This window comes from Lysobacter sp. F60174L2, from assembly GCF_052547135.1.
Genome location: NZ_JBQWRA010000001.1, coordinates 983,728 through 1,008,709, shown reverse-complemented (window position 1 = coordinate 1,008,709; position 24,982 = coordinate 983,728). Strand labels below are relative to the sequence as shown.

Annotated in this window: 23 protein-coding genes; 15 read left to right on the top strand and 8 right to left on the bottom strand. The window is 66.5% G+C overall.

What is annotated here, in order from left to right:
- The first annotated feature begins 71 nt into the window (after window positions 1-71).
- Window positions 72-2,354 (top strand): phosphate acyltransferase, encoded by a 2,283-nt coding sequence (locus tag ACT9AS_RS04625; RefSeq protein ID WP_445098931.1) that lies wholly within the window; start codon window positions 72-74, stop codon window positions 2,352-2,354.
- 247 nt (window positions 2,355-2,601) lie between these two features.
- On the opposite strand, the gene ACT9AS_RS04620 is transcribed toward ACT9AS_RS04625, so the two are convergent.
- Window positions 2,602-3,075 carry an REP-associated tyrosine transposase gene (locus ACT9AS_RS04620; protein WP_445098930.1) on the bottom strand — a complete coding sequence of 158 codons (474 nt, stop codon included), beginning with the start codon at window positions 3,073-3,075 and terminating at the stop codon, window positions 2,602-2,604.
- Window positions 3,076-3,401: 326 nt separating this feature from the next.
- Here ACT9AS_RS04620 and aceE point away from each other — a divergent pair, with 326 nt between their 5' ends.
- Both aceE and ACT9AS_RS04610 read left to right on the top strand, forming a co-directional pair.
- On the top strand, window positions 3,402-6,107 hold the full coding sequence (gene aceE, locus ACT9AS_RS04615) for a pyruvate dehydrogenase (acetyl-transferring), homodimeric type (RefSeq protein ID WP_445098929.1): 2,706 nt from the start codon (window positions 3,402-3,404) through the stop codon (window positions 6,105-6,107).
- A gap of 131 nt (window positions 6,108-6,238) precedes the next feature.
- Window positions 6,239-7,942, top strand: coding sequence for an AAA family ATPase (locus tag ACT9AS_RS04610; RefSeq protein WP_445098928.1), 1,704 nt, complete (start codon window positions 6,239-6,241; stop codon window positions 7,940-7,942).
- A 198-nt stretch (window positions 7,943-8,140) separates the two neighbouring features.
- Here ACT9AS_RS04610 and ACT9AS_RS04605 read toward each other — a convergent pair whose 3' ends face one another.
- Together ACT9AS_RS04605 and ACT9AS_RS04600 are read right to left on the bottom strand one after the other, a co-directional pair.
- On the bottom strand, window positions 8,141-9,040 hold the full coding sequence (locus tag ACT9AS_RS04605) for an NERD domain-containing protein (protein ID WP_445098927.1): 900 nt from the start codon (window positions 9,038-9,040) through the stop codon (window positions 8,141-8,143).
- Between the two features lie 31 nt (window positions 9,041-9,071).
- Window positions 9,072-9,398 carry an excalibur calcium-binding domain-containing protein gene (locus ACT9AS_RS04600; RefSeq protein ID WP_445098926.1) on the bottom strand — a complete coding sequence of 109 codons (327 nt, stop codon included), beginning with the start codon at window positions 9,396-9,398 and terminating at the stop codon, window positions 9,072-9,074.
- Between the two features lie 176 nt (window positions 9,399-9,574).
- Between ACT9AS_RS04600 and ACT9AS_RS04595 the strand changes: the two genes are divergently transcribed.
- Window positions 9,575-10,639: an alpha/beta fold hydrolase gene (locus ACT9AS_RS04595; RefSeq protein ID WP_445098925.1), complete on the top strand. Its 1,065-nt coding sequence runs from the start codon at window positions 9,575-9,577 to the stop codon at window positions 10,637-10,639.
- A gap of 154 nt (window positions 10,640-10,793) precedes the next feature.
- Entirely contained in the window at window positions 10,794-11,579 is a 786-nt protein-coding gene (gene mddA, locus ACT9AS_RS04590; RefSeq protein ID WP_445098924.1) for a methanethiol S-methyltransferase, read from the top strand.
- Here mddA and ACT9AS_RS04585 read toward each other — a convergent pair.
- The 3 genes from ACT9AS_RS04585 to ACT9AS_RS04575 all read right to left on the bottom strand — a co-directional run bounded on the left by ACT9AS_RS04585 (window position 11,554) and on the right by ACT9AS_RS04575 (window position 13,476).
- Complete coding sequence (locus ACT9AS_RS04585) at window positions 11,554-12,210, bottom strand: hypothetical protein (RefSeq protein WP_445098923.1); 657 nt, start codon at window positions 12,208-12,210, stop codon at window positions 11,554-11,556. The two genes, mddA and ACT9AS_RS04585, sit on opposite strands and share 26 nt — an antisense overlap.
- Window positions 12,207-12,794: a pesticin C-terminus-like muramidase gene (locus tag ACT9AS_RS04580; protein WP_445098922.1), complete on the bottom strand. Its 588-nt coding sequence runs from the start codon at window positions 12,792-12,794 to the stop codon at window positions 12,207-12,209. The genes ACT9AS_RS04585 and ACT9AS_RS04580 overlap by 4 nt, the downstream gene beginning before the upstream one ends.
- A 187-nt stretch (window positions 12,795-12,981) precedes the next feature.
- Window positions 12,982-13,476, bottom strand: a complete 495-nt coding sequence (locus tag ACT9AS_RS04575; protein ID WP_445098921.1) for a lipocalin-like domain-containing protein — start codon at window positions 13,474-13,476, stop codon at window positions 12,982-12,984.
- Window positions 13,477-13,587: 111 nt separating this feature from the next.
- Here ACT9AS_RS04575 and ACT9AS_RS04570 point away from each other — a divergent pair, with 111 nt between their 5' ends.
- Window positions 13,588-14,427: a LysR family transcriptional regulator gene (locus ACT9AS_RS04570; protein ID WP_445098920.1), complete on the top strand. Its 840-nt coding sequence runs from the start codon at window positions 13,588-13,590 to the stop codon at window positions 14,425-14,427.
- 159 nt (window positions 14,428-14,586) lie between these two features.
- Window positions 14,587-16,455 carry a DUF885 family protein gene (locus ACT9AS_RS04565; RefSeq protein WP_445098919.1) on the top strand — a complete coding sequence of 623 codons (1,869 nt, stop codon included), beginning with the start codon at window positions 14,587-14,589 and terminating at the stop codon, window positions 16,453-16,455.
- A 193-nt stretch (window positions 16,456-16,648) separates the two neighbouring features.
- Here ACT9AS_RS04565 and ACT9AS_RS04560 read toward each other — a convergent pair whose 3' ends face one another.
- Window positions 16,649-17,356, bottom strand: coding sequence for a glutathione S-transferase N-terminal domain-containing protein (locus ACT9AS_RS04560; RefSeq protein ID WP_445098918.1), 708 nt, complete (start codon window positions 17,354-17,356; stop codon window positions 16,649-16,651).
- Between the two features lie 130 nt (window positions 17,357-17,486).
- Here ACT9AS_RS04560 and ACT9AS_RS04555 point away from each other — a divergent pair, with 130 nt between their 5' ends.
- The 4 genes from ACT9AS_RS04555 to ACT9AS_RS04540 all read left to right on the top strand — a co-directional run bounded on the left by ACT9AS_RS04555 (window position 17,487) and on the right by ACT9AS_RS04540 (window position 21,635).
- Entirely contained in the window at window positions 17,487-17,783 is a 297-nt protein-coding gene (locus tag ACT9AS_RS04555) for a winged helix-turn-helix transcriptional regulator (RefSeq protein WP_445098917.1), read from the top strand.
- Window positions 17,784-17,849: 66 nt separating this feature from the next.
- Window positions 17,850-19,721, top strand: a complete 1,872-nt coding sequence (locus tag ACT9AS_RS04550; RefSeq protein ID WP_445098916.1) for a DUF885 family protein — start codon at window positions 17,850-17,852, stop codon at window positions 19,719-19,721.
- 94 nt (window positions 19,722-19,815) lie between these two features.
- Entirely contained in the window at window positions 19,816-20,244 is a 429-nt protein-coding gene (locus ACT9AS_RS04545) for a DUF2231 domain-containing protein (protein WP_445098915.1), read from the top strand.
- Window positions 20,241-21,635 (top strand): PQQ-dependent sugar dehydrogenase, encoded by a 1,395-nt coding sequence (locus ACT9AS_RS04540; RefSeq protein ID WP_445098914.1) that lies wholly within the window; start codon window positions 20,241-20,243, stop codon window positions 21,633-21,635. The genes ACT9AS_RS04545 and ACT9AS_RS04540 overlap by 4 nt, the downstream gene beginning before the upstream one ends.
- A gap of 6 nt (window positions 21,636-21,641) precedes the next feature.
- On the opposite strand, the gene ACT9AS_RS04535 is transcribed toward ACT9AS_RS04540, so the two are convergent.
- Window positions 21,642-22,409 (bottom strand): SDR family oxidoreductase, encoded by a 768-nt coding sequence (locus tag ACT9AS_RS04535; RefSeq protein ID WP_445098913.1) that lies wholly within the window; start codon window positions 22,407-22,409, stop codon window positions 21,642-21,644.
- A gap of 116 nt (window positions 22,410-22,525) precedes the next feature.
- Between ACT9AS_RS04535 and ACT9AS_RS04530 the strand changes: the two genes are divergently transcribed.
- The 4 genes from ACT9AS_RS04530 to ACT9AS_RS04515 all read left to right on the top strand — a co-directional run bounded on the left by ACT9AS_RS04530 (window position 22,526) and on the right by ACT9AS_RS04515 (window position 24,981).
- Window positions 22,526-23,425 (top strand): LysR substrate-binding domain-containing protein, encoded by a 900-nt coding sequence (locus ACT9AS_RS04530; protein ID WP_445098912.1) that lies wholly within the window; start codon window positions 22,526-22,528, stop codon window positions 23,423-23,425.
- Between the two features lie 98 nt (window positions 23,426-23,523).
- Window positions 23,524-24,066 (top strand): excalibur calcium-binding domain-containing protein, encoded by a 543-nt coding sequence (locus ACT9AS_RS04525; protein ID WP_445098911.1) that lies wholly within the window; start codon window positions 23,524-23,526, stop codon window positions 24,064-24,066.
- Window positions 24,063-24,584 (top strand): DUF4166 domain-containing protein, encoded by a 522-nt coding sequence (locus ACT9AS_RS04520; RefSeq protein ID WP_445098910.1) that lies wholly within the window; start codon window positions 24,063-24,065, stop codon window positions 24,582-24,584. Before ACT9AS_RS04525 ends, ACT9AS_RS04520 begins: the two co-directional genes overlap by 4 nt.
- Window positions 24,568-24,981, top strand: a complete 414-nt coding sequence (locus ACT9AS_RS04515) for a DCC1-like thiol-disulfide oxidoreductase family protein (protein ID WP_445098909.1) — start codon at window positions 24,568-24,570, stop codon at window positions 24,979-24,981. Before ACT9AS_RS04520 ends, ACT9AS_RS04515 begins: the two co-directional genes overlap by 17 nt.
- Window position 24,982: the final 1 nt, after the last annotated feature.

The window sequence follows — 24,982 nt, the reverse complement described above, 5'->3', positions numbered from 1 at the left end:
GGCGCGGGTCGCGGCGGCTTTCCGCGGCCAGCACCGCTAGAATCAGAGGCTCCTCCGCCGCGCCCAGACCGATGTCCGACACCGACGATTTCAAGCAAGCCGCCCTCGATTACCACCGCCTCAGCCCGCCGGGCAAGATCAAGGTCACCCCGACCAAGGCGATGGTGACCCAGCGCGACCTCGCCCTGGCGTACTCGCCGGGCGTGGCCTTTGCCTGCGAGGCGATCGTCGAAAACCCGCTCAGCGCATTCGACTACACCGCGCGCGGCAACCTGGTGGCGGTGGTCAGCAACGGCACCGCGGTGCTCGGCCTGGGCGATATCGGCCCGCTGGCAGGCAAGCCGGTCATGGAAGGCAAGGGCGTGCTGTTCCAGAAGTTCGCCGGCATCGACGTGTTCGACATCGAGCTGGACGAGCGCGACCCCGACAAGCTGGTCGAGATCATCGCGGCGATGGAGCCGACCTTCGGTGGCATCAACCTGGAGGACATCAAGGCGCCGGAATGCTTCATCGTCGAGCGCAAGCTGCGCGAGCGCATGAACATCCCGGTGTTCCACGACGACCAGCACGGCACCGCGATCATCGTCGGCGCGGCCGTGGTCAACGCGCTGGAAGTGGTCGGCAAGGACATCGGCAGCGTCAAGGTCGCCACCACCGGCGCCGGCGCCGCCGGTATCGCCTGCCTCGACATGCTGGTCGCGCTGGGCGTGCGCAAGGAAAACATCATCGCGTTCGACCGCGAGGGCGTGATCTACAGCGGCCGGCCCAACCTCGACCCGGACAAGGCGCGCTACGCGTCCGACACCGAGTTGCGCGAGCTGGCCGACATCGTCGCCGGCGCCGACATCTTCCTCGGCCTGTCGGCCGGCGGCATCCTCAAGCCGGAAATGGTCGCAGCGATGGCCGACCGGCCGATCATCCTGGCGCTGGCCAACCCGTATCCGGAGATCCTGCCGGATGCCGCCAAGGCGGTCCGCCCCGACTGCATCATCGCCACCGGCCGTTCGGACTACCCGAACCAGGTCAACAACGCACTGTGCTTCCCGTACATCTTCCGCGGCGCGCTCGACGTCGGCGCGCGCGAGATCAACGAGGCGATGAAGCTCGCCTGCGTGCACGCGATCGCGCAACTGGCGCGGATGGAGGCCGGCGACCTCGCCGCGGCCTACGGCGGCGACGTGCCGACCTTCGGCCCCGACTACCTGATCCCGCGCCCGTTCGACCCGCGCCTGCTGGTGATCCTGGCCCCGGCGGTCGCGCGCGCGGCGATGGAATCGGGCATGGCGACCCGCCCGATCGCCGACATGCAGGCGTACGAAGAGACGCTGGCGCAGTTCATCTACCGCACCGGCCTGATGATGAAGCCGGTCTACGACCGTGCCCGCAGCGACCGCAAGCGCGTGGTCTACGCCGAGGGCGAGGAGAACGTGGTGCTCAGCGCGGTGCAGACCGTGGTCGACGACGGCCTGGCGTTCCCGATCCTGATCGGCCGCCCGGACGTCATCAACGCGCGCATCGAGAAACTCGGCCTGCGCCTGCGCCAGGGCGTCGACTTCGAACTGACCAACATCAACGACGACCCGCGCTTCAACGACTACTGGCAGCAGTACCACGCGCTGACCGAGCGCCGCGGCGTCACCGCCGACGCCGCCAAGAGCCTGCTGCGCTCGCGCCCGAGCCTGATCGCCGCGCTGATGGTCGAGCGCGGCGAGGCCGACGCGATGATCTGCGGCGTGGTCGGCCGCTTCCACAAGAAGCTCGGCTACCTGCGCAGCGTGTTCGACTTCGACCGCGGCGTCACCGGCACCGCCGCGATGACCGGCGTGATCAACGACCAGGGCGCGTGGTTCTTCCTCGATACCCACGTCCAGCTCGACCCGTCCGCCGAGCAGATCGCCGAGGCGACGTTGCAGGCGACCTACCGGCTCAAGCTGTTCGGCGTCGAACCCAAGGTCGCGCTGCTGTCGCACTCCAACTTCGGCAGCCACGACAACCCGAGCGCGGCGAAGATGCGCAAGGTCTACCAGATCCTGCGCCAGCGCGCCCCGCGGCTGGAAGTCGACGGCGAGATGATGGCCGACACCGCCTGGAACGACGCCCTGCGCCGCCGCATCTTCCCGAACACGCGCCTCAACGGTCGCGCCAACCTGTTCGTGATGCCCAACCTCGACGCCGCCAACATCACCTACAACATGTTCCGCGTCGCCACCGACGGCGTCGCCATCGGCCCGATCCTGATGGGCCTGGACAAGCCCGCGCACATCCTGACCCCCGACTGCACCTCCCGCCGCATCGTCAACCTGACCGCCATCGCCGCCGTGGACGCCCAGATCCGCACCGCCCGCGGCGGGTGACGCGCGCGCGCCACCGAAAGGGGGCCGCCTCGTCCCGCGTCCCACCCAACGGCCGGCCCCGCCGGCCTGTAGGAGCGACGTAAGTCGCGACCGCACGACGCACCGCACGCCCGTGACCGCGCACCGGACGACGGACTGCCGGTCGCCTTCGGGGGGAGTTGCCGCCAAACGGATTCAGACGCCCTGATCCCTGCTGTGGCGTTCGCGACTTACGTCGCTCCTACAAGAGCCAGGACTCCGGGGCGCGTCAGAGCCATTTGGCGTCCCAATACGGGTAATCCCCAGCCCGCCGCACCAACCCCGCGCGCACCGGATTCATCACCAGATATCGCGCCGCATCCACCAACTGCTCCTCCGCGCGCAACAACCTGTCGTGATACCCGCTTCCCCACACCCGCCCGACGCGTGGGTCCGCCTGCCGCACATGCCGCCCGGTATTCGCCTTGAGCCGCTGCACCAGCGACGGCAGGTAATCACGCTCGCCCAGCGCGACCAGCCCATGCCAGTGGTCAGGCATCAACACCCACGCGAGCAATTCCGACGACGCCCACAGGCGGCGATCGATCAACGCGCGCGCCATCGACATGGCGCAGTCCGGATCAGAAAACAGCGGCGCGCGCTGGGACGTGGTGAAAGTCACCAGATAGACCTGGTTCGGGAGAGACACGCGCCCGCGGCGGAGCGCGGCGTGGCCTCGGTGGACGGGGGAGAGTTTGCCCATTCGGGCAGGATCGTTGTGGGGGCAGGCGGGTGGTATCGGGGTAGGCACCTACGCCGGGTCGGATAACTCCGCGCGTTCGCGACTTACGTCGCTCCTACAAAAGCCACGACAGCCCCACGCCCCCTGTAGGAGCGACGTAAGTCGCGATCACCAACCGTCCCCCAACACGCTACCCCGATCGCCACACACCCACACAAGCCATACGCCCTCGCACGGTCACCGCCCCATGACCCAAGTCACCAGCCCCCCGCCAGACCCCGCTGATAGAATGGCAGGAACGTTTCCCACCCCCATCCAAGAGGCGCGGCCATGGGGCCGCGAGACGCATGGCCACGACCTACGAAAGCCCGTTCACCGATCTCCTGCACGACGACCCGGACCCGACCGAGACCCAGGAGTGGGTCGAGTCGATCGAGGCGGTCATCGCGCGCGACGGCACCGACCGCGCGCATGCCTTGCTGGAGAACATGGTCGAGGTCAGCCGCCGCGCCGGCGCCCACCTGCCGTTCGCGCCGACCACCGAGTACATCAACACCATCCCGCCGCACCTTGAGGCCAAGAGCCCCGGCGACGCCGCGATGGAGTGGAAGATCCGCTCGATCATCCGCTGGAACGCCATGGCGATGGTCGTGCGCGCCAACCGCAAGCCCGGCGACCTCGGCGGCCACATCGCCAGCTTCGCGTCCGGCGCCACGCTGTACGACGTCGGCTTCAACCATTTCTGGCGCGCCCCGTCCGAAGACCACCCGGGCGACCTGCTGTACATCCAGGGCCACAGCTCGCCGGGCATCTACGCGCGCAGCTTCCTCGAAGGCCGCATCAGCGAGGAGCAGCTCGACTGCTTCCGCATGGAAACCGGCGGCAAGGGCCTGAGCAGCTACCCGCACCCGTGGCTGATGCCGGACTACTGGCAGACCCCGACCGTGTCGATGGGCCTGGGCCCGATCGCCGCGATCTACCAGGCGCGGCAGTGGAAGTACCTCGAAGGCCGCGGCCTGATGCCCAAGACCGACCGCAAGGTCTGGTGCTTCCTCGGCGACGGCGAGACCGACGAGCCCGAAAGCCTCGGCGCGATTTCCGTCGCGGGCCGCGAAGGCCTCGACAACCTGATCTTCGTCATCAACTGCAACCTGCAGCGCCTCGACGGCCCGGTGCGCGGCAACGGCAAGATCATCCAGGAGCTGGAAGGCAACTTCCGCGGCGCCGGCTGGAACGTCATCAAGACCATCTGGGGCAGCTACTGGGATCCGCTGCTGGCGCGCGACACCTCCGGCAAGCTGCGCCAGCTGATGATGGAAACCGTCGACGGCGAGTACCAGAACTGCAAGGCGTTCGGCGGCAAGTACACCCGCGAGAACTTCTTCGGCAAATACCCGGAGACCGCCCAGCTGGTCGCCAGCATGAGCGACGAGGACGTCTGGCGCCTCAACCGCGGCGGCCACGACCCGCACAAGGTCTACGCCGCCTACCACCAGGCCGTGCACACCAAGGGCATGCCGACCGTGATCCTGGCCAAGACGGTCAAGGGCTACGGCATGGGCGATGCCGGCGAGTCGCTCAACCCGACCCACGGCACCAAGAAGATGGACGACGAGGCGGTGCGGATCTTCCGCGACCGCTTCAACGTGCCGGTCACCGACGAGCAACTGGCCGACGGCAAGGTGCCGTTCTACCACCCCGGCGAAGACTCCGAGGAAGTGCAGTACATGAAGGCGCGCCGCGAAGCGCTCAACGGCTTCCTGCCGCAGCGCCGGCGCAAGTCCACCGAGTCGCTGACCGCGCCCAAGCTCGAAGTCTTCGAGCGCCTGCTCAAGACCACCGGCGAGCGCGAGATCAGCACCACCATGGCGTTCGTGCAGGCGCTCAGCATCACCCTGCGCGACAAGCAGGTGGGCCCGCGCTGCGTGCCAATCGTCGCCGACGAAGCCCGCACCTTCGGCATGGAAGGCATGTTCCGCCAGCTCGGCATCTACTCGCCGCACGGCCAGAAGTACAAGCCGGTCGACCGCGACCAGCTGATGTACTACCGCGAGGACGCCGCCGGCCAGGTACTGGAAGAGGGCATCACCGAGGCCGGCGCGTTCGCCAGCTGGATGGCCTGCGCCACCAGCTACAGCACCAACGACCTGCAGCTGATCCCGTTCTACATCTACTACTCGATGTTCGGCTTCCAGCGCATCGGCGACTCCGCCTGGCAGGCCGCCGACATGCGGGCGCGCGGCTTCCTGCTCGGCGCCACCGCCGGCCGCACCACCCTCAACGGCGAAGGCCTGCAGCACGAGGACGGCCACAGCATGGTGCAGGCCGGGCTGATCCCGAACGTGCGCAGCTATGACCCGACCTTCAGCTACGAGGTCGTCACCCTGCTGCAGCACGGCATGAAGCGCATGCTCGAAGACCAGGTCGACGAGTACTGGTACCTGACCCTGATGAACGAGAACTACAGCCACCCCGACATGCCCGAGGGCAGCGCCGAGGGGATCATCAAGGGCATGTACCTGCTGAAGGACGCCGGCAAGGCCAAGAAGGGCGAGCAGCGCGTGCAACTGATGGGCAGCGGCACCATCCTGCGCGAGGTGATCGCCGCCGCCGAGCTGCTGGAGAAGGACTTCGGCGTGACCGCGGACATCTGGTCGTGCCCGAGCTTCAACGAGCTGGCGCGTGATGGCGTGGACGCCGAGCGCTACAACCGCATGAACCCCGAGTCCAAGGCCCCGCGCAAGCCGTACATCACCAGCCTGCTGGAAGGCCGCCAGGGCCCGGCGATCGTTTCGACCGACTACATCCGCGCCTACCCGGAGCAGGTCCGCGCCTACGTGCCGATGCACTACACCGTGCTGGGCACCGACGGCTTCGGCCGCAGCGATACGCGGGCGAACCTGCGCAGCCACTTCGAGGTGGACCGGTACCACGTCGCGCATGCCGCGATCGCGGCGCTGGCGGCGGAAGGGAAGATGACCGCGAAGGATGTGGCTCGGGCGATCAAGCAGTACAAGATCGATGTGGAGAAGCCGAATCCGCTTGGGGTTTAAGTGGAGCCAGACTTTTAATGCGAGGGGTGGCGGATCGCCACCCCTTTTTTATGGTCAGAGAAAGTGTTGCTATAGTCGCGGCGACGCAAGTAGATGTTTAAGACAGTCGTCGCAGGGGAATTATCGTGATCATGAGCGCGCTAAAATTTAAGGGCTACCGGTGCTTCACTTCAGATTGGGCCGGCTTCGATTCATTATCCCTCATAAATATAATCATCGGTAGGAACAACACTGGCAAGTCTCAACTCATAGACCTTGTCCGTTTTGCCTGCAAGGATAAGCTGCCGATCGGGCCTAGCTTTCGTTGCATGGGATGTTTAGATGAAGCCAGTCTGCGCCCGTTTTTTCCTGAGAATGTTTCTCAGGGAAATCTCGGCGGCAACCATTGGCAGAACCATGGTGTGCACTTCATTGGTTTATATTGCACATGGGAAAGCGAGCATGGACAAATCAAAAATCTCACCATCGATAGCGAGCCACTGACCAGAGATTCTGTAGTCGTAGCGCGCCGAAAACAGATTGAGGGGATCGTTGGGCGCGCTACGCCCCCTTTTTCGGGCAAGAGCTTTCGGCACATATTAGCGGATAGGGATATCCGAACTGAACCAGCCTCTCAGGATATGAAGTTAGCATCCGACGGAACTGGTGCAACAAACATCATTCGTCGGTTCATTCTTAGCTCCAGCACCAATTTGCCTCGTGATGTTATTCAGGTGGAACTGCTTGAAGCACTGAATATTGTGTTTGGCTCAGACGGCTGTTTCACTGAGATACAAGTGCAGCAGCATGACGAGGATACCTCGGACGGAGTAAAGGAGCACTGGGAGGTCTATCTTGGTGAGGCTCGAAAAGGATTGGTGGCGTTAAGTAGATCGGGTAGCGGGTTGAAGACCGTCATGCTTGTGCTCCTGAACTTAATTGCTGTTCCAAAGATTGAAGGTAAAGAGCGCTCACGGTTTGTATTTGCTTTCGAGGAGTTGGAGAATAATCTGCATCCAGCTCTGCTACGCAGACTTTTATGTTTCATAGAAGAATATGTAAAAGTCGAAGATGCACATGTGTTTCTAACAACCCACTCGGGCGTTGCTCTTGATCAGTTCAGTGCATCCGGCAATGCACAGATTGTTCACGTAAGCCACGACGGGAGTTCTGCGAGAACGGCTACCGTCGCTGCGCATCTAGATCGCCTGGGGATAGTTGCTGAGCTTGGAGCGAAGCCGTCCGATCTCTTACAGGCAAACGGAATCGTATGGGTCGAAGGGCCGTCCGATTGTGTATATCTGAACGCTTGGATTAAAGAAGTTAGTCGTGGGGAGTTGCGGGAGGGGCGCGATTATTTGTGCGCATTCTATGGTGGTTCGTTGCTAGCAAGAACTCAATTTACTTGTCCAGAGGACGCTGAGGATGAGTTGGTAAATCTCCTCCACGTTAACGCGAACTTGGCCGTTGTTTGTGACAGTGATCGCGACGCGCCGAAGAAACATCTTAAAGCGCGCGTCCGTAGAATTCGCGAAGAGGTTGATCGCATACCCGGTGCCCTCATATGGGTCACGGAACCCAAGGAGATTGAAAACTATCTTCCTGGGACGGTAATCGCGGCAGCGTGTGGAATGGATACACTTCCGGATCCTTCTCAGTTTCAGACGTTCTTTCCACGAGCGGGCGGTCGCGGGGAGTCCTATGTCGAGAAGATGATGGGGAGAAAATCGATCGACAAAATAGAGCTAGCTGCTTCCGCTCGGCGATACATGACCACCGAGTCCATGATGTCTCGATTTGACTGGTTGGCGCGGATGGAGTCGCTGGTGGCCACGATCCGTCGCTGGAACGCGTGAGCTTGAGGTAGAGCGGGAAAGCATGATTAATGGCGCGGTGTGCGTCATACCTCAGATCCGGCCGCGGCGCACGGACGGATGGGTGCGGCGGCATTATCCGACGTTATCAATGACCGTTGTCAGCCTGCGAGTCTTCTTTGGACAACACTTATGGGCTAGCCAGCGGGCTAACTCAGCATCTGCTAACGGAATTGACTGTTAGCTCTCACTCACCGGATAGCGCATCAGCAGGGCCTGCATCACTAGCGCGGCCGTACTTGTATCCAGTTGCGTAGCGCGACTCTCGGCCATGAACATGGCGCCCCGTCCTGCTGGGTTGAACACTTGCACAGCGTTGCCGCCCGATGTGCGGCCGCCGTCGATCCACCAGCCGGGCAGCGCGATCGTTGGGTGTACACGTACGGAGCGATTCAAGGCCCCACGAAGGTACTCCGAGAGCCACTGCGCTTGACGACGTGCCTGCTGCACAGCCCTATCGGTAGTGAACGTAGGGAAGCGAAGCTTTTCGCCGTCAAATTCAACCTTGAAGTGATGTTTGTTATTGCGCGCGAGGGGCTTTCGGACGGATTTCGTCTCAACCAGGTAGACCCCCGCAGGCGAAATCACGACATGGTCCAGGTTGAAGCCTTCGGCGGGAACGTCATGGAGCACGTGGCATCCAGACTGCATGAGTCGATTGAGTTCCTGGGCGGTGTAAAGCTCCGCGCGTAGCCCCGCGTTGGCACGTCTGCGCCGCATGCCATGACGCAATATTCTGTGTGTTGCCCATCCCGCGACAACCAGAAATGCACTCAGCCAGAGCCACTCGCCGAAGCCCACCCGTATTCCTGTCCACTCGACATGTCTCAGCGCCCATATCGCAAGAAAGTAGGGGCCGATAAAGAAGAGCACGACGAGTCCCCCCATCATCTCGTCAGCTTCGAGCTCGATGCGTTTGCGCAACTGCTCCCCTGGACCGTGGATGCGCTTGTCACCCACAGGGCAGCGTTTTCCTTCGCGGTCGAGCCATTTTCGGTAAAGCCACAGAAGGCCAACCGCCAACGCTGAGGGTACAAACACCGACAGAACAACGATGAGTGTCGATAGATAAGGATTCATTGGGCCTCCGTGCGGTTACTGCAGAGTGGGGTTACTCACATCCAACGCCATCGTTGTCTCGATCCAGATGCGACCCATAACCCGGCTCGCCACGTCGCACCGGGGCGCCGCCAGCTGCGCGCGCTGCAGTGCAATTGCGAAATGCGCGGCCGCTGCCTGCGTTGTATCCGGATGCGCCGACTGGCGCGAATTGAGTGGCGTTGGGCGGTGCCGCCGCTGGCGAACGATGGCAGTGGTAGCCGCCGTTCTTGCGGTCGTTGTGACAGCCCTCGGCGTTCAAGCCGCCGCTGTGGGCCCAGGCCACACTGGCTAGCGCCGCAAGGGCGCCGCATGCGGCTATACGTAAAGCCGTCTTCATCAGGAAGCCCCCCCGCATCCGTGATCGACGGGCCGACGCTACCACCAACCGCCCGGCGGACAAATAAATGCGAGCTTGGCCTGGCTTGCCTCATTGCTGTACATCGGTACCGGCGTCCGCTCCACCGACCCGCCCGCGTTGGCCTGAACCATCCGTCCCCGCAACGGCTGGGCCCAATGAAGCAAGTGCACTACGTCGAAACCGGCGACCACGTCCAGCTGGCCTGGGCGGAGACCGGCCGCGGAACGCCGCTGGTCAAGGCGGCAACCTGGCTGACCCACCTGCAGTACGACAGCGAGAGCCCGGTCTGGGCCCACTGGGTGCGCTTCCTCGGCGGGCACTACCGCTACCTCCGCTATGACGAGCGCGGCTGTGGGATGTCGGACTGGAAGGCCGGCGACCTGACGCTGCCGCGCTGGGTGGAGGATCTGGAGGCGGTGGTCGACGCGGCCGGCATCGATCGGCCGTTCGCGCTGCTCGGCATCAGCCAAGGCGCGGCCACGGCGATCCGCTATGCGGTGCGGCACCCGCGGCGCGTCTCGCACCTGGTTCTGTATGGCGGTTACGCGGTCGGCGGGCTGCGCAGCGACGACCCGGAGCGTGCGGCGATGTTTCGCGCGGTGATGGAGGTGGTCGGCCTGGGCTGGGGCAGCGACAACCCGGCGTTCCGCCGTTTGTTCGCCGAGCGCTTCGCGCCGGAGGGCACGGCCGCGCAACTGGCGTGGTTCAACGAGCTGTGCCGGCAGACCACCTCGCCGGCCAATGCGGTGGCGCTGTTGCAGGCGCGGGGCAATGTCGACGTAAGCGACCAGCTCGAGCAGGTCCGGGTGCCGACCCTGGTGCTGCATGCCAACCGCGACCAGATCGCGCCGTTGGCGCAGGGCCGGTTGCTGGCCAGCCGCATCCCGGGCGCGCGCTTCGTCCAGCTGGATTCCAGCAACCACGTGCTGCTGGAACACGAGCCGGCGTGGCGCGATTTCCAGGACGAAGTGCTGGCCTTCACCGGCGTCGCATGGCCCGAGGCGCGCATGGACCCGCAACGCGGACCGGTGCTGACAGCGCGCGAGCGCGAGGCGCTGGCGCTGCTGTGCGCCGGCCGCAGCAATGCGCAGATCGGCTGGGAGCTGGGCATCGCCGAGAAGACCGTGCGCAACCACCTCTCGGGGCTGTACCGGAAGCTCGGGGTGCGCAGCCGCGCCGAGGCGATCGTGCAGGTGGTCGGGCGGCGCGAGGCGAACTGACGCCGCAGGACATCGGCGAAGGCGGCGAAGCGGCATCCGGGACATTTGTCCCGATCGGCCCCGCAACGCCCGTTGCAACCGGGACAAGGTTCCCATCGCCGCACGCGATGGCAGGGGCGCAGGCTGGGCATGACCGTTTCGAGGAGTCACGTCGATGTTCCGCTTCTTCGCCTTCCTTTACGGCACCGCGAACTACGCGGTGTTCCTGCTGGTGTTCCTGTACGCGATCGGCTTCGTTTCCGGCGTGGGCGTGCCCAAGCACGTCGACAACGGCGTGCCGACCGCGTGGCCGGCGGCGTTGGCGATCGACCTCGTGCTGCTGTCGCTGTTCGCCGTGCAGCACAGCGGCATGGCGCGGCCGGCGTTCAAGCGCTGGTTCACCCGCATCGTGCCGGCGCCGCTGGAGCGCAGCACGTTCGTGCTCGCCACCAACCTGGTGCTGGTGCTGCTGTACTGGCAATGGCGCCCGCTGCCGATGGTGGTGTGGGACGCCGAGGCCGAGGCCGCGCGCTGGCTGCTCAACGGACTGGCGGCGGTGGGCTGGTTGCTGGTGCTGGCCAGCACGTTCCTGATCGACCACTTCGACCTGTTCGGCGTACGCCAGTCGTGGCGCGCCGCGCTCGGACGCGGGCCGACGCCATCCGCCCCCTTCGTGACCCGCGCGTTGTACCGCATCGTGCGCCACCCGATCATGCTCGGCTTCCTGATCGCGTTCTGGGCCACGCCGACGATGACCGTGGGGCACCTGTTGTTTGCGGGCGTGACCACCGGTTACATCCTCATCGCTGTGAAGTGCCTGGAAGAGCGCGACTTGGTGGCGCAGTTCGGGGAGACCTATCGCGACTACCAGCGTCGGGTGCCGATGTTGTTGCCGTGGCGGCGCACTGCGCGGGCCGGCGGGAAGACGTCGGACGCTAACGCGCCAGCGGCGTTGCGTTGAGCAATCCGACGATTGAGGGGTCATGGACGACCAACGGAACGACGGACAGGTAGGAACCTCCCCGCGACTGATCCACCATCCACACCAGCCAGTCGGCTTGGCCGCTTCCATCGATGTCGGTAACCGCAACGACTTCCAGCTTGAAATACCAGCCGGGCGAATCCAGCGCCGCCGAGTATGTGTCGATGTCCAGCGGTTGGTCGGTCACCGTCCGCAGCGTGTAGGCCTCATCCGTGGTGCGCTGGTAGCGGGACGATCGGAAGCTGCGCAGGTCCAGCCGGTCGGCGAGGGTTTCGCCACGCGCGTTGGCGGCGTCCAGCGGGGCGGGCAGCGCATCGTGCAAGGCTGCGACCGAGTCGCAGATGACGTAATCCAGCGATGCCGTGTTGTTCGCCGGGACGGATGCGGTTCCGGCACGGCTTCCCTGCGCCAGGTATTCATCGCAACTGGACACCGTGGCCCCCGAGGCCATGGCCATTGGGACGCGCGGTGCAGCCATGGTGGCGCTGTAGTGGGCAAGCGCCTCGCGCAACTCGGGGTTGAAGACGAGTACCTCCTCGCGGGCATCGCCGGTGCTCGCGCACGCGGTGACAGCCCAGACAAGAAACACGCTTAGAGCCATCGTTCTCATCGGACCGTCTCCGTGACCTGTTCGGGAATCAATGCGCCCAGCAGATCGGCTTCCAGCTTGCGCCGGGTCGGGTAGAGGTCACCGAAATTCCGTAGCTCCCGCACGGCCGCAGGCCAGTCCTGCGCGCTGGCGGATTTCCAGAACCTCGGGGCTTCCGTGGCCAGCGTTCCATACTGGAACGACACCGATGCGATGACGGTCTGGGCTTCCGCCGGCAGCGAGAAGAAGTCGATCCTGCGGGTGTTGTGGGGCGAGGTGTTGTAGTTCGCGACCAACTTGGCGACATGGGCCTGCTTGACCGCCTGGTCGATCATTAGGGCTTCGAGCAGCGAAATCCGGAGCGGTTTCTTCTCCAGCAACCGCGCGGCGTCGGTGCGGGTCACGCCCAGATAGGGCGTGAGCTTGTCCACCAGCGAGAGCGGCAGTCCCAGTGCGCGCAACCCGGCCTTGCTGCGCTGGCCAAGGTCGACGCCGGTCGCGATCGTGACGCCGCTCCGGCTGACGGTGGGCGCCGGCACGTAGCCGTCGAGCACGAGGGCGCCTTCACGCGCGGACAGGAAGCCGTAGTCGATCAGGTTGGGCATGTCATCTCCTTATGACGTGGGATGCGGGACATCCCGTGGCGCAGTCTCCGCTGCGGGTAGCCGATGGTAAAGCTCTTCCGGCAAAGGCACTGATCGGCCGATGATCGGTGCGAACCGGTCTATCGTCACGCGTCGACCCAGCCGTGAACGGCCACCACCGCGCCGGGTGGCGGCCGCCCCGGAACGCTCAATCCAGCCGGCGCCACACTGATATCGGAATGCTGCCGTCCGCGCGCGGCGGCACCTGGTAGCTCAGCTGCGCGCCGTCGATCTCGTACTGGCGCTTTTGCACCGTGCCTTCCCAGTTGGGAAAGGACGAGCCTTCGATCGAGAACACGAGCAGGTTGTTCCGGCGGTCGATCTCGATCGTGCCGTAGTGGGTGCTGCTGCCCATGACGGCGGACTCGAACTCGTCCGCGCTGCCGTCGGCCTTGCTGTCGGTGGCGAAGCGCAGGCGTTCGGACTTGAGGATCTGCAGCGAGTAGCGACCGTCGCCATCGACCACCAGCCGGCCTTTCGGAGCCTCGCCATAGTCCCGCGCGCGCTCGCCGCCCGGCAGGATCTTGTCGGCCGCCACGAGGGTCCAGGTGCCCTGTAACGGGAAGTGTTCGGCGGCCGCGGCGGCGGGTGTCGCCATTCCGGCCAGCATCGCCAGGGTCACGCCACTCATCAGGTGTTTCATCGCAAAGCTCCTTGGTGGGGTAGGAATCGAGCGCGTGCAGGCTAGGCCGGTTGCAAGATAAGAAAAACCCATTTATGGATATATCTGTCATTCGGAAATCGAATCATGCAAATGAAGGCGATGGACGTCGATGCGATCAAGGCCTTCGTGCTGGCGGCCGACCTGCGCAGCTTCACCCGCGCCGGCGAGGTGCTGGGTACGACCCAGTCCGCGGTCAGCCTCAAGCTGCGCCGGCTGGAGGAACAACTGGGCCGGCGCCTGCTGGAACGCACGCCGCGGCAGGTGCGCCTGTCCAGCGATGGGCAGGCCTTCCTCGAGGTGGCACGCGAGCTGGTGTCGACCCATGACCGCGCGGCGGCGGCGTTCGACTCCGAGCAGCGCCGTCTGGCGATCGGCATCAGCCATGAACTGGTCGGCAGCGAGCTGTCCGCGCTGCTGCGCCGAATGCGCGAGCACGACCCGAACCTGCTGGTCGAGATGCACGTGGCGGGCTCGCGCGCGCTGCTGCAGGCCCACGAGCAGGGCGAGCTCGACGCCGTGCTGGTGCTGCGCCCCGAGGATCGCCGCAAGCAGGGCAGGGCGGCGTTCAAGGAATCCTTTGGCTGGTTCGCCGCGACTGGCTGGGAGCGCCGCGTGGGCCAGCCACTGCCGCTGGCGACGCAGGGCGCGTCGTGCCGGCTCCGCGCCGCCGCGGTGCGCGCGCTCGACCGCGCCGGGGTCGAGTGGTGCGAGGTATTCGTCGGCAAGGGCGCCGCGATCCTCGGCGCCGCGGCCGCCGGCGGCCTGGCGGTCGCGGCGTTGGCGCGCCGGGCAGCACCGCCGGGCACGGTGGACGTCGGCAAACGCCTGTCGCTGCCGCCGATTCCCGCGCAGGACGTGATGCTCTACAGCGCGGTCAACGACCGCCGCTCACGCGAGGCGCTGCGGGTGCTGACGCTGGCGTTCCAGTGAACTCGCGCTTCGTGCGTGGCTCCAACTGCGCCTTACCGTGGTTGCGCGATCCGGGATTGCGATCCCGCTGTCCGGTACTGATGGCCTACGTGTCTCTCCCGGCCTTCCTGCATCATCGACCGGTCCGGGAGCCCCGCTCCCATCCAACCCGGAGCCTCCATGCGCCGCACCCTCGTCGTATCCGCCCTGTCGCTGGCCTTGCTGGCCGCATGCTCGAACCCCGCACCGACCAACTCGTCCGCCGCCGCGCCTGATGCCACCGCCGCGCAGGCGGGCGCCACCAGCGAGGACGCGCGCATCAATGCGTGGTTCGAGAAGAAGTACGAAGAGCAACTGCAGTTCAGTCCGGTCCAGATGACCTTCCTCGGTCGCAAGGACCGCTACTCCGAGCTCGACGACATGTCGCGCGAGGCGGAGCAGAAGCGGCTGGCCTGGAAGGTCGCGGCGCTGGAGGAGATGAAGTCCACGTTCGACTACGACGCGCTCGGCGATGCCACCAAGCTGTCGTGGGACCTGTTCGAGTACCAGGCGCAGGCGGCGCAGGCGGCCGACAGGTTCGCCGACCACGGCTATCCGTTCGAGCAGATGGGCGGCATGCAGTCGCAGCTGCCGACCTTCCTGATCAGCTTCCACAAGGTCGAGGAGGAGTCCGACTACACCGCCTACGTGTCGCGCCTGCGCGAGGTGCCGCGCGCGTTCGGGCAGTTGATGGACCAGGTGAAGCACTCCGCCGAACTCGGCATCCGGCCGCCGCGCTTCGCCCATGAGGGCGTGATCGAGCAGGCCGGCAAGGTCATCACCGGCGCGCCGTTCACCGACGGCAAGGACAGCGCGCTGTGGGCCGACGCGCAGGCCAAGGCCGATGCGCTGGTGGAGGCCGGCAAGATCGACGCCACCCGGGCGCAGGAGTTGAAGGACTCCGCCCGCGCCGCGCTGGTGGAGGCGGTGCAGCCGGCCTACGCCGACGTCATTGCCTGGTACAAGGCCGACCTGCCGAACGCCGACGTCAATCCGTCGGGAGTCGGCACCACCCACCCGGACGGCGCCGCTTACTATGCCGAGCGCCTGCGTGCGGCGACCACCACCGACCTGACCCCGGACCAGGTGCACCAGATCGGCCTCGACGAGGTCGCGCGCATCCGTGGCGAGATGGAAGCACTGAAAGAGAAGGTCGGTTTCGAGGGCGACCTGAAGGCGTTCTTCAAGTTCGTCGACACCGACCCGCAGTTCAAATATCCCAACACCGATGCCGGCCGCCAGGGCTACATCGACGACGCCACCAAGGCGATCGACACGATCAAGAAGCAGTTGCCGAACTACTTCGGCCTGCTGCCGAAGGCCGACCTGGTGGTCAAGCGCGTCGAGCCGTTCCGCGAGGTCGACGGCGCCGCGCAGCACTACTACCCGAGCACGCCGGACGGCTCGCGGCCGGGCGTCTACTACGCGCACCTGTCCGACATGAACTCGATGCCGAAGACCACGCTGGAGGTCATCGCGTACCACGAGGGCCTGCCGGGCCACCACATGCAGATCGCGATCGCGCAGGAGCTGGAAGGCGTGCCGGAGTTCCGCAAGCAGGCCGGCTTCAATGCCTACCAGGAAGGCTGGGGCCTGTACGCCGAAGCGCTGGCCAAGGAGATGCCGGGCACCTACACCGACCCGTACTCCGAGTACGGCCGGCTGACCTCCGAGATGTGGCGCGCGATCCGGCTGGTGGTCGACACCGGCATGCACGCCAAGGGCTGGACCCAGGACCAGGCGGTCGAGTACTTCTCCGAGAACAGCTCGATCCCGCTGGCGACGATCCAGGCCGAGGTGCAGCGCTACCTCACCTGGCCGGGCCAGGCGACCAGCTACAAGATCGGCATGATCAAGATCCAGGAGCTGCGCGCGAAGGCCGAGAAGGAGCTGGGTGACGGCTTCGACATCCGCGGCTTCCACGACACCGTGCTCGGCGGCGGCGCGTTGCCGCTGACCTTGCTGGAGCGCAAGGTCGACCAGTGGATCGAGGACCAGAAGAAGGCCTGATCGACCGGGTCGAACGCGTTGCAATACAAGGCCCGGGTGATCCCCGGGCCTTGTCGTTTGAGATACCCGCCGCGAGTTCGAGCTGATGGCGCGCGCCGAACTGGACTGGCGGCAGGTCCTCGCCAGCCTGACCACCGCCCCGGCCGCGCGCTTCGGGCACGACGACAGGGGCCGCGTCGCCCCCGGGATGGCGTCACGGAGTGGCTTGGGGTTCGAGCAGCGCCGCGCAATCGCCGGGGACGGGCAGGTAGTCGTCGTACCAGATATGCGGGAGTCGGTCGGCCTGCTCCAGCCATTCGGCGACCAGCGGATGAATGAGCAGCCGACGCATCCAGTCCGCGGTCGTGGGCCACGCCGAGGTGTCGGCCGCGTGCCGGGCCAGTCGCACCACGGTCGGTGCGTGCATGAAGTCGGCCAGCGAGGGGTCGCCGAACAGGTACGGGCCGCCGTAACGATGCAGCGCCGTCTCGTAGCAATGGAACAGTCGGCCGCACTCGCCCTGCTCCGTGGCGGTCAGCGGCCGCCTGATCGGATAGAAGGCGCTCTCGAACGAGATGCGGTGGCACAGCGACGACAGCCCGGCGTGCTGCCAGGCGACAAGCGCGCGGGCCGCGGCGCGCGCTTCGATGTCGTGCGGCAACAGCCGGCCGTCGCACACGTCGTTGGCGAATTCCATGATCGCGTTGGAGTCGTAGATCACGGTGCGGCCGGTATCGAGCACCGGCACTGCGGCCGGCGGCGAGAACCTCCCGATCCTCGCCAGGTTGCGGAAGCGTTGCGGTCGGCGGATGTCGACCGTTTCCTCCTCGAAGTCGTAGCCGGACGCCTTGAGCGCGAGCCAGGCGCGCATCGCCCAGCTGGAGGCGTTGCGGGTCCCGGTGTAGAGCGTTGGTCGGTTCATGCGCTTGCCCTGTTCGCTATCGAAAACATAGCGTACTATGGAAAAAATAGCGACGGTAGCAACCCGAAAGATGGCCAGAGTTCCGGTTCCGGGCGTACCTGTTCGCGGGTCGAGGAGCGGCAGCCCGATCATGGCGCTGTTCGACCTGCTCGGCCGGCGATGGGCGATGGGCGTGGTGTGGGTGCTGAGCGAACAAGGCCCGTGCACCTTTGGCCAACTCGAAGCCGCGTGTGGGACCATCTCGCCCGCGGTGTTGAACACGCGGCTCAAGGAGCTGCGCGCCGCCGGCCTGGTGGTCAGGCAGGACAGCGGTTACGCGGTGTCGGACCTGGGCCGGGAAGTCCACGCGGCGCTGCTTCCGCTTTCGGCCACGTCGAAAAAATGGGCCGCGCGGCTCGCCCGTCAAACCGCCCGGAAAAATGCCTGAGCGGGCATCCAGCCCCATCCCCGTAGCCGCCGTCATTCCCGTCGGTCGTCGCAAGGAACACACCTGATGAAACAACTGCTGTTGACGCTCTGCCTCGCCGGCGCCCTTCCCGCGGCGATCGCGGCCGACCGCGTGCCGCAGGACGGTGGCGCCGCGCAGGCAGCGGCGGCCGACGCCCGGCCGGGCAGCTTCCACCAGCTGTTCGACGAACTGACCGCGCGCAGCATCAACAGCGACCCCGAGCTGCGGACCATGCTCGGCCTGTCCGACGACGGCGTGGGCGACCTGTCGCACCGCATGAACGACGTGTCGCTGCCGCGCCGCGCGGTGCTGCGGGCGGACATGCAGGAAGGCCTGGAGGCGGTCGCCGCGTTCGACCGCCAGGCGCTGGTCGGCCAGGAACGCTGGAGCCACGACCTCGCGACCTGGTTCTACCGGACCCAGATCGACCTGATGGCGTTCGACTGGTCGCCCGCGTGGCTGCCGGCGGGTGCTTCCGTGTATGCGGTCGACCAGCTGTTCAGCATCCCGGTGTCTATCCCGCAGTTCATGGAGAGCCACCACCGGGTGGTCGACGAGGGCGATGCGGAGAACTACATCGCGCGGCTGGAGGCGATCGCGACCAAGCTCGACCAGGTGATAGCCAACTTCGACATGCAGGCCGAACACGGCGTGGTGCCGCCGGAGGTCGCGCTGGAGGGTGCCGCCGCGCAGATCCGAACGCTGCTGGCACCCGAGCCCGGCGCGAGCCTGTTCGTCGATGCCCTGCGGCGGAAACTGGACAAGGTGCCGGCGATCGACGCCGAACGGCGCGCCGCGCTTCTGGCCGAGGCCGAGAATGCTGTCCGCATCCACACCAACCCGGCCTACGCGCGGCTGCTCGCGCGCATCGACGAAACGCTCGCCGGCCACCCCGGCAACCACGGCGTGTGGGCACTGCCCGACGGCAAGGCGTTCTACGATGCCGCGTTGCGCTGGAACACCAGCACCACGTTCGACGCCGATGAGATCCACCGGATCGGGCTCGACGAGGTGGCGCGCATCGAAGCGCGCATGGATGCGCTGCTCGACGCCCAGGGCCTGACCGAGGGCCCGGTGGGCGAACGGGTGGTGGCGCTGGCGAAGGATCCACGCTTCGCCTACGAGGATTCCGATGCCGGCCGGGCGGAAGTGATCGCCGATATCGAAGCCGCCATCGAGCGCCTGCAGCCGCACATCCCCGACTACTTCGGCCTGGTGCCGGAGCAGCCGTTGCAGGTCCTCCCGGTACCGGCGCACGCACAGGCTACCGCGCCCGGCGGTTACTACTACCCGCCGGCGATGGACGGCTCGCGGCCGGGCACGTTTTTCATCAACCTCCGCGACATGGGCTCCAACACGCGCTGGAGCCTGCCGACCCTGGCGTACCACGAAGGCTCGCCGGGCCATCACTTCCAGATCGCCCTCGGCCAGACCCTGACCGACTTGCCGCTGCTGCGCCGCAGCCTCAACCCGAGCGCGTTCACCGAAGGCTGGGCGTTGTACGCGGAGCAACTGGTCGCCGAGATGGGACTGTACGAAGACGACCCGCTGGGCGACCTCGGCCGCCTGCAGGCGGAGATGTTCCGTTCGGTACGGCTGGTGGTCGACACCGGCCTGCACCGCAAGCGCTGGACCCCGGAGCAGGCCGCGGCCTACATGGTGGAGAAGACCGGCATGAACCCGGACGACGTGCGCACCGAGATCAACCGCTACCTGGTGCAACCCGGCCAGGCGTGCTCGTACAAGATCGGCCACCTGAAGATGCTGGAGCTGCGCGAAGACGCGAAGGCGCGACTTGGCGAGCGCTTCGACATCCGCGCCTTCCATGACGTGGTGCTCGGCAACGGCGCGCTGCCGTTGCTGGTACTGGAGCAGGTGGTGGACGAATGGGTGGCGTCGGTGACGGCCAATCCTTGAGGGTCGGGGCCCGGCGACCGGCCGGGTCTTCGCCTCGCGTGCACTTCCTCTGTGGTGGGCTGGTCCCGTTCAGGCCCCCCTCAGGAGAAAAGGCATGGCTGCGACCTACGACCGGACCCGCTTCCGCGTGGTCCGACCGCTCCATCCGTTCCACGCGTTCCTGCTGGCCGGGATGGTGCCGCTGTTCTTCGGTGGCCTGCTGTGCGACTGGGCATACCGATCGAGCCAGCACATCCAGTGGAGCAACTTCGCGTCGTGGCTGATAACCGGGGCAATGGTGCTGTGCGGGATCGCGCTGGTGTGCTCGATCTTCGGGCTGTTCCGCGGCGGCCGGCCGGGGCTGCTGCACTTCCTGCTGCTGCTGGCCACCTTCGTGCTCGGCTTCATCAACGCGCTGGTCCACGGCCAGGACGCATGGGCGATCTTCCCCGAGGCGCTGGTGCTGTCGTTGATCGTCACCGCACTGGCAATCGTGGCGACCTGGCAGGGGTTCTCGGGGTATCGCGCCGGAGGTGTGTCATGAACCGCGTGCACGTCTTCGCCGCCGCCACCGCGACAGTGCTGCTGGCCAGTTGCGGTGGCACTCCGCCGGCACCGGAATACGGCGCCAACCCGACCCTGCCGGAACCCTCGCGCGGCTTGCTGCCGAGCATGGTCATCGCCAGCCCGGGCGAGTGGGGCGAACGCCGGCCGGTGGTGCCCGATGGTTATCGTATAACCGCGATCGCCACCGACCTGAAGATCCCGCGACAGACCCTGGTGCTGCCCAACGGCGACATCCTCGTGGCCGAAGGCCGCGGTGGCAGTGCAGCCAAGCTCAAGCCCAAGGACATCATCGCCGGGCCGATCAAGGCGGCGGGCAACACGTCGGTCAAGGGCGGCAACCGCCTGAGCCTGCTGCGCGACGCCGATGGCGACGGCACCTACGAACTGCAATCGGTGTTCGCCGAGAACCTCAACGCGCCGTACGGGTTGGCGCTGGTCGGCAACGCGCTGTACGTCGCCAACCAGGACGCGTTGGTGCGGTTCGACTACCGCGAGGGGCAGACCCAGGCGAGTGGCGCACCGGTCAAGGTCGCCGACCTGCCCTCGGACATCAACCACCACTGGACCAAGTCGATGACCGCCAGCCCGGACGGTCGGTTCCTGTATGTCGGCATCGGTTCCAACAGCAACATCACCGAGCGCGGGATGACCGCCGAGGTCGACCGCGCCGTGGTCTGGCAGATCGATCCGGCGACCGGCATGCACAAGGCGTATGCGACCGGACTGCGCAACCCGACCGCGCTGGCGATCCTGCCCGGCACCGACCAGCTGTGGGCGGCGGTCAACGAGCGCGACGAGCTCGGCCCGAACCTGGTGCCCGACTACCTGACCTCGGTGCGCGAGGGCGGGTTCTACGGCTGGCCGTACAGCTACTGGGGCCAGAACGTCGACCCGCGGGTGATGCCGCAGGATCCGGAGAAGGTCGCCTCGGCGATCAAGCCGGACTACGCGCTGGGCTCGCATGTCGCGGCGCTGGGCCTGGACTTCTCGGTGGCGGCGATGGGCGGCGCGTTCGCCAACGGCGCGTTCGTCGGCGAGCACGGCAGCTGGAACCGCGCCGAGCCGGTCGGCTACAAGGTCGTGTTCGTGCCGTTCCGCAACGGCCGTCCGGCCGGCGACCCGATCGACTTCGTCAGCGGCTTCAATGTCGACGGCACGACTTATGGGCGCCCGGTCGGGGTGACCGTCGATCCGCGCGGCGCGTTGATCGTCGCCGACGACCTGTCGAACACGATCTGGCGGGTGACGCCGGAGACACCCGTGACACCGGCGGCGCCAACATCGCCGCCGGAGCCCGCCGCGACGGACGGCGCGTCGCCGGAGGCGGCGCCCGCAGGTGAAGGCGCGTCCACGCCGCCGGTGCCCTGAGTCCGCTCAGAGCATCATCCCGCCCGACACCTCGATGCGCTGGCCAGTGATCCACTGGTTGTCGTCCGACAACAGCGCCGCCACCGCGCCACCGACGTCGTCGGGCAGGCCGACCCGGCCCAGCGCGGTGGCGTCGGCGATATGCGCGTTGACCTGCGCGTTGTCGCGCACGAGGCCGCCGCCGAAGTCGGTCTCGATCGCGCCGGGCGCAATGGTGTTGACGCGGATGCCACGCGGCGCGAGCTCCCTGGCCATGTAGCGGGTCAGCACTTCGATGCCACCCTTCATCGCCGCGTACGCGGCGTAGCCCGGGAGGCTGAAGCGGGCCAGGCCCGAGGACGTGTTGACGATCCGTCCGCCGTCGGCGATCAGCGGCAGCAGCGCCTGGGTCAGGAAGAACGTGCCTTTCAGGTGGACGGCGGCCAGCTGGTCGAACTGGGCTTCGGTGGTCTCGGCAAACGGCACCTGCGCACCGGTGCCGGCGTTGTTGACGAGGTAGTCGAAACGGTCGCGCTGCCAGGTCCCGGCAAGCGTGCTCTTCAACTGGGCCGCGAACGCCGCGAAGCTGCCGGTGTCGGCCATGTCGAGCCGAAGCGCGACCGCCTGCCGGCCGAGCGCCTTTATTTCAGTGGTCGTGGTGCGGGCGGCATCGGCGTTGTCCTTGTAGGTCAGCACCACGTCGACGCCGTTTTCGGCGAGTTTCAGCGCGCTGCTGCGTCCCAGGCCACGGCTCGCACCGGTGATGAGCGCCACGCGCTGGATTGATCCGGTCATTTTCGGTCTCCTGTTTCGGGGGAATGAAGCGACGTGGGCACTTTGCGCAATTCACTGGTTGCGGATAAATACGCATGAAGTGACATCACTGTTCTCATAGGGAGTACAGTCCGGCGATGGAACTCAATGACCTGCGTGTGTTCACCCGCGTGGCCGAACTGGGGAGCTTCACCCAGGCCGCCGAGCAACTCGGCCTCGCCAAGAGCCGCGTCTCGACCGTGGTGCGGCAACTGGAGGCGCGGGTCGGCGCGCGGCTGCTGCAACGCACGACCCGGCACGTGCGGCTGACCACGGACGGGGAACAGTTCCTCGATCGCTGCGGCCAGCTCATCGCCGACGCCGAGCAACTGCAGGGGATGTTCCGCCCCGCGGCGAGCGGACTGCGCGGCCGCCTGCGGGTCGACATGCCGAACGTGCTCGCACGCGACCTGGTCATCCCGCGCCTGCCGGAGTTCCTCGCCAGCCACCCGCAACTCGAACTGGCGATCAGCACCACCGACCGCCACGTCGACCTGGTGCAGGAAGGCTTCGACTGCGTGCTGCGTATCGGTGCGCTCGCCGACGCCGAACTGATCGCGCGGCCGCTGGGGATGATGCCGATGCGCAACCTTGCCAGCCCCGCCTACCTGCAGGCGCACGGCGTGCCGACCTGCCTGGCCGACCTGGCCCGTCACCGCATCGTCCACTACTCGACCCGGCTCAGTCCGCACGGCGCCAGCTGGGAGTACTGCGATGGCGATACGGTCCGCCAGCATCCGGTGCGCAAGGCGATCATCGTCAACGGCACCGAGGCCTACAGCGCCGCATGCCTCGCCGGACTCGGCCTGATCCAGGTGCCGGTCCCCGGATCGCAGCCGCTGGTCGACGCCGGGCGACTGGTGGAGGTGCTGCCGGAGTTCACCGCCGCGCCGATGCCGGTGTCGCTGGTCTACCCGCACCGCCGCCAACTCGCGCCGCGGGTGCAGGCGTTCCTGCAGTGGATCACACAGGTGGTCGAGCCGTACCTCGGCGGCTAGCCGCGCTGCCGGCTGCCGGGACTGGCGCGCATACAATCCGGAAGGGCGGTCGGACTGCGGACAAGCCGTCGACCGGACGATTCCGATCAGGGGGAAACATGAGGCGGCAGGGAAAGATCGTCGAATGGAACGATGCGCGTGGTTTCGGTTTCGTCGTCCAGAACGGGAGCGACGAGCGGGCATTCGCACACATCAGCGGGTTCGATGATCGACGCGTGCGGCCGGTCGTTGGAGAGGTGGTCACCTACACCCTTGTCGAGGAGCGGGGACGGCCCAAAGCAACCGGTATCCACTACGCAGGTGCAGCCGCGACCAGCCGGCAGCGGCGCAGCGGCCCGGAGCATCGAAGCCGATCCGGGTCGTCGTGGCTCGGTGTGGCGGTGCTGATTGCGCTGGCCGCAGGCGGCTACTGGTACCACGTGCAGGATCGCGAGCGTCGGCTCGGGAACCAGCAGGCCCACATGGCCGCCGCAACCGGCGAGGCAACCCCTGTGCAGGCACACCGGTTCCAGTGCACCGGGAAACAGTACTGCTCGCAGATGGCCTCGTGCGCCGAGGCGCGTTTCTACATCCAGCAATGCCCGAACACCAAGATGGATGGTGATGGTGATGGGCATCCATGCGAGAACATGTGCCAGTGAACGCCCGGCAGCTTCTCGGTGCCGGTTTCGCCGCGTTGCCGCCGAGCGTGCAGCATTTGCACATGCGCGCGGGAACGACGGTGTACGCCGGTGAGGTACAGGTGGATCGTGGACGCGGCGCGTTGTCGCGCCTGTGTGCCTGGGCCACGCGGCTGCCGCCGGCCGGCCACGGCCCGGTGGTCGTCGAGATCGAGTCGGGCGCGACGGAGGAATACTGGACCCGACACATAGCAGGTCACGCGATGCGCTCGCGCCTGTGGGCGTCCGACGGCATGCTGTGCGAGCGGCTGGGCCTGGTGACGTTCGGCTTCCGCCTCTGTGTCGAACACGGCCGGCTGGTCTGGCGGGTGCACCGCGTGCGTGCGCTGGGCGTGCCGCTGCCGGCGCGTGCTTTCGGCGCGGTCGTAGCCTGCGAATCGGAATCGGACGGGCGTTACACGTTCGATGTCCGCGCCGCGTTGCCGTGGGTCGGTCTGCTGGTGCATTACCGGGGGTGGCTGCATGTCGAGCCGCTCTGACGGCGCGGTCATCGTCTTCGATGGCGTCTGCGTGTTGTGCAACGGCTGGGTGCGGTTCCTGCTGCGCCATGACCGCAAGGAGCGGTACCGCTTCGCGGCGATGCAGTCGGGATCCGGGCGCGAACTGCTGTCGCGGCACGGGCTCGATCCGGACGATCCGCTGTCGTTCCTGCTGGTCGACGAAGCGGGCGCCTGGACCGACACGGACGCGATCGGCCGGGTCCTGCATGGACTCGGCGGCGGCTGGCGCGTGCTGGCGAAAATGCTGCTTGCGGTACCCCGCGCGTGGCGCGACCGGGGTTACCGGTTTACCGCGCGGAACCGCTATCGATGGTTCGGGCGGCGGGCGCAGTGCCGGGCTCCGGAGCCGGCGGAACTCGATCGCTTCCTCCCGTAGG

Excerpts from the sequence above, each read along its gene's own strand:
- ACT9AS_RS04625 (WP_445098931.1), top strand. The coding sequence starts at position 72 with ATGTCCGACACCGACGATTTCAAGCAAGCCGCCCTCGATTACCACCGC.
- ACT9AS_RS04620 (WP_445098930.1), bottom strand. The coding sequence starts at position 3,075 with ATGGGCAAACTCTCCCCCGTCCACCGAGGCCACGCCGCGCTCCGCCGC.
- aceE (WP_445098929.1), top strand. The coding sequence starts at position 3,402 with ATGGCCACGACCTACGAAAGCCCGTTCACCGATCTCCTGCACGACGAC.
- ACT9AS_RS04610 (WP_445098928.1), top strand. The coding sequence starts at position 6,239 with ATGAGCGCGCTAAAATTTAAGGGCTACCGGTGCTTCACTTCAGATTGG.
- ACT9AS_RS04605 (WP_445098927.1), bottom strand. The coding sequence starts at position 9,040 with ATGAATCCTTATCTATCGACACTCATCGTTGTTCTGTCGGTGTTTGTA.
- ACT9AS_RS04600 (WP_445098926.1), bottom strand. The coding sequence starts at position 9,398 with ATGAAGACGGCTTTACGTATAGCCGCATGCGGCGCCCTTGCGGCGCTA.
- ACT9AS_RS04595 (WP_445098925.1), top strand. The coding sequence starts at position 9,575 with ATGAAGCAAGTGCACTACGTCGAAACCGGCGACCACGTCCAGCTGGCC.
- mddA (WP_445098924.1), top strand. The coding sequence starts at position 10,794 with ATGTTCCGCTTCTTCGCCTTCCTTTACGGCACCGCGAACTACGCGGTG.
- ACT9AS_RS04585 (WP_445098923.1), bottom strand. The coding sequence starts at position 12,210 with ATGAGAACGATGGCTCTAAGCGTGTTTCTTGTCTGGGCTGTCACCGCG.
- ACT9AS_RS04580 (WP_445098922.1), bottom strand. The coding sequence starts at position 12,794 with ATGCCCAACCTGATCGACTACGGCTTCCTGTCCGCGCGTGAAGGCGCC.
- ACT9AS_RS04575 (WP_445098921.1), bottom strand. The coding sequence starts at position 13,476 with ATGAAACACCTGATGAGTGGCGTGACCCTGGCGATGCTGGCCGGAATG.
- ACT9AS_RS04570 (WP_445098920.1), top strand. The coding sequence starts at position 13,588 with ATGAAGGCGATGGACGTCGATGCGATCAAGGCCTTCGTGCTGGCGGCC.
- ACT9AS_RS04565 (WP_445098919.1), top strand. The coding sequence starts at position 14,587 with ATGCGCCGCACCCTCGTCGTATCCGCCCTGTCGCTGGCCTTGCTGGCC.
- ACT9AS_RS04560 (WP_445098918.1), bottom strand. The coding sequence starts at position 17,356 with ATGAACCGACCAACGCTCTACACCGGGACCCGCAACGCCTCCAGCTGG.
- ACT9AS_RS04555 (WP_445098917.1), top strand. The coding sequence starts at position 17,487 with ATGGCGCTGTTCGACCTGCTCGGCCGGCGATGGGCGATGGGCGTGGTG.
- ACT9AS_RS04550 (WP_445098916.1), top strand. The coding sequence starts at position 17,850 with ATGAAACAACTGCTGTTGACGCTCTGCCTCGCCGGCGCCCTTCCCGCG.
- ACT9AS_RS04545 (WP_445098915.1), top strand. The coding sequence starts at position 19,816 with ATGGCTGCGACCTACGACCGGACCCGCTTCCGCGTGGTCCGACCGCTC.
- ACT9AS_RS04540 (WP_445098914.1), top strand. The coding sequence starts at position 20,241 with ATGAACCGCGTGCACGTCTTCGCCGCCGCCACCGCGACAGTGCTGCTG.
- ACT9AS_RS04535 (WP_445098913.1), bottom strand. The coding sequence starts at position 22,409 with ATGACCGGATCAATCCAGCGCGTGGCGCTCATCACCGGTGCGAGCCGT.
- ACT9AS_RS04530 (WP_445098912.1), top strand. The coding sequence starts at position 22,526 with ATGGAACTCAATGACCTGCGTGTGTTCACCCGCGTGGCCGAACTGGGG.
- ACT9AS_RS04525 (WP_445098911.1), top strand. The coding sequence starts at position 23,524 with ATGAGGCGGCAGGGAAAGATCGTCGAATGGAACGATGCGCGTGGTTTC.
- ACT9AS_RS04515 (WP_445098909.1), top strand. The coding sequence starts at position 24,568 with ATGTCGAGCCGCTCTGACGGCGCGGTCATCGTCTTCGATGGCGTCTGC.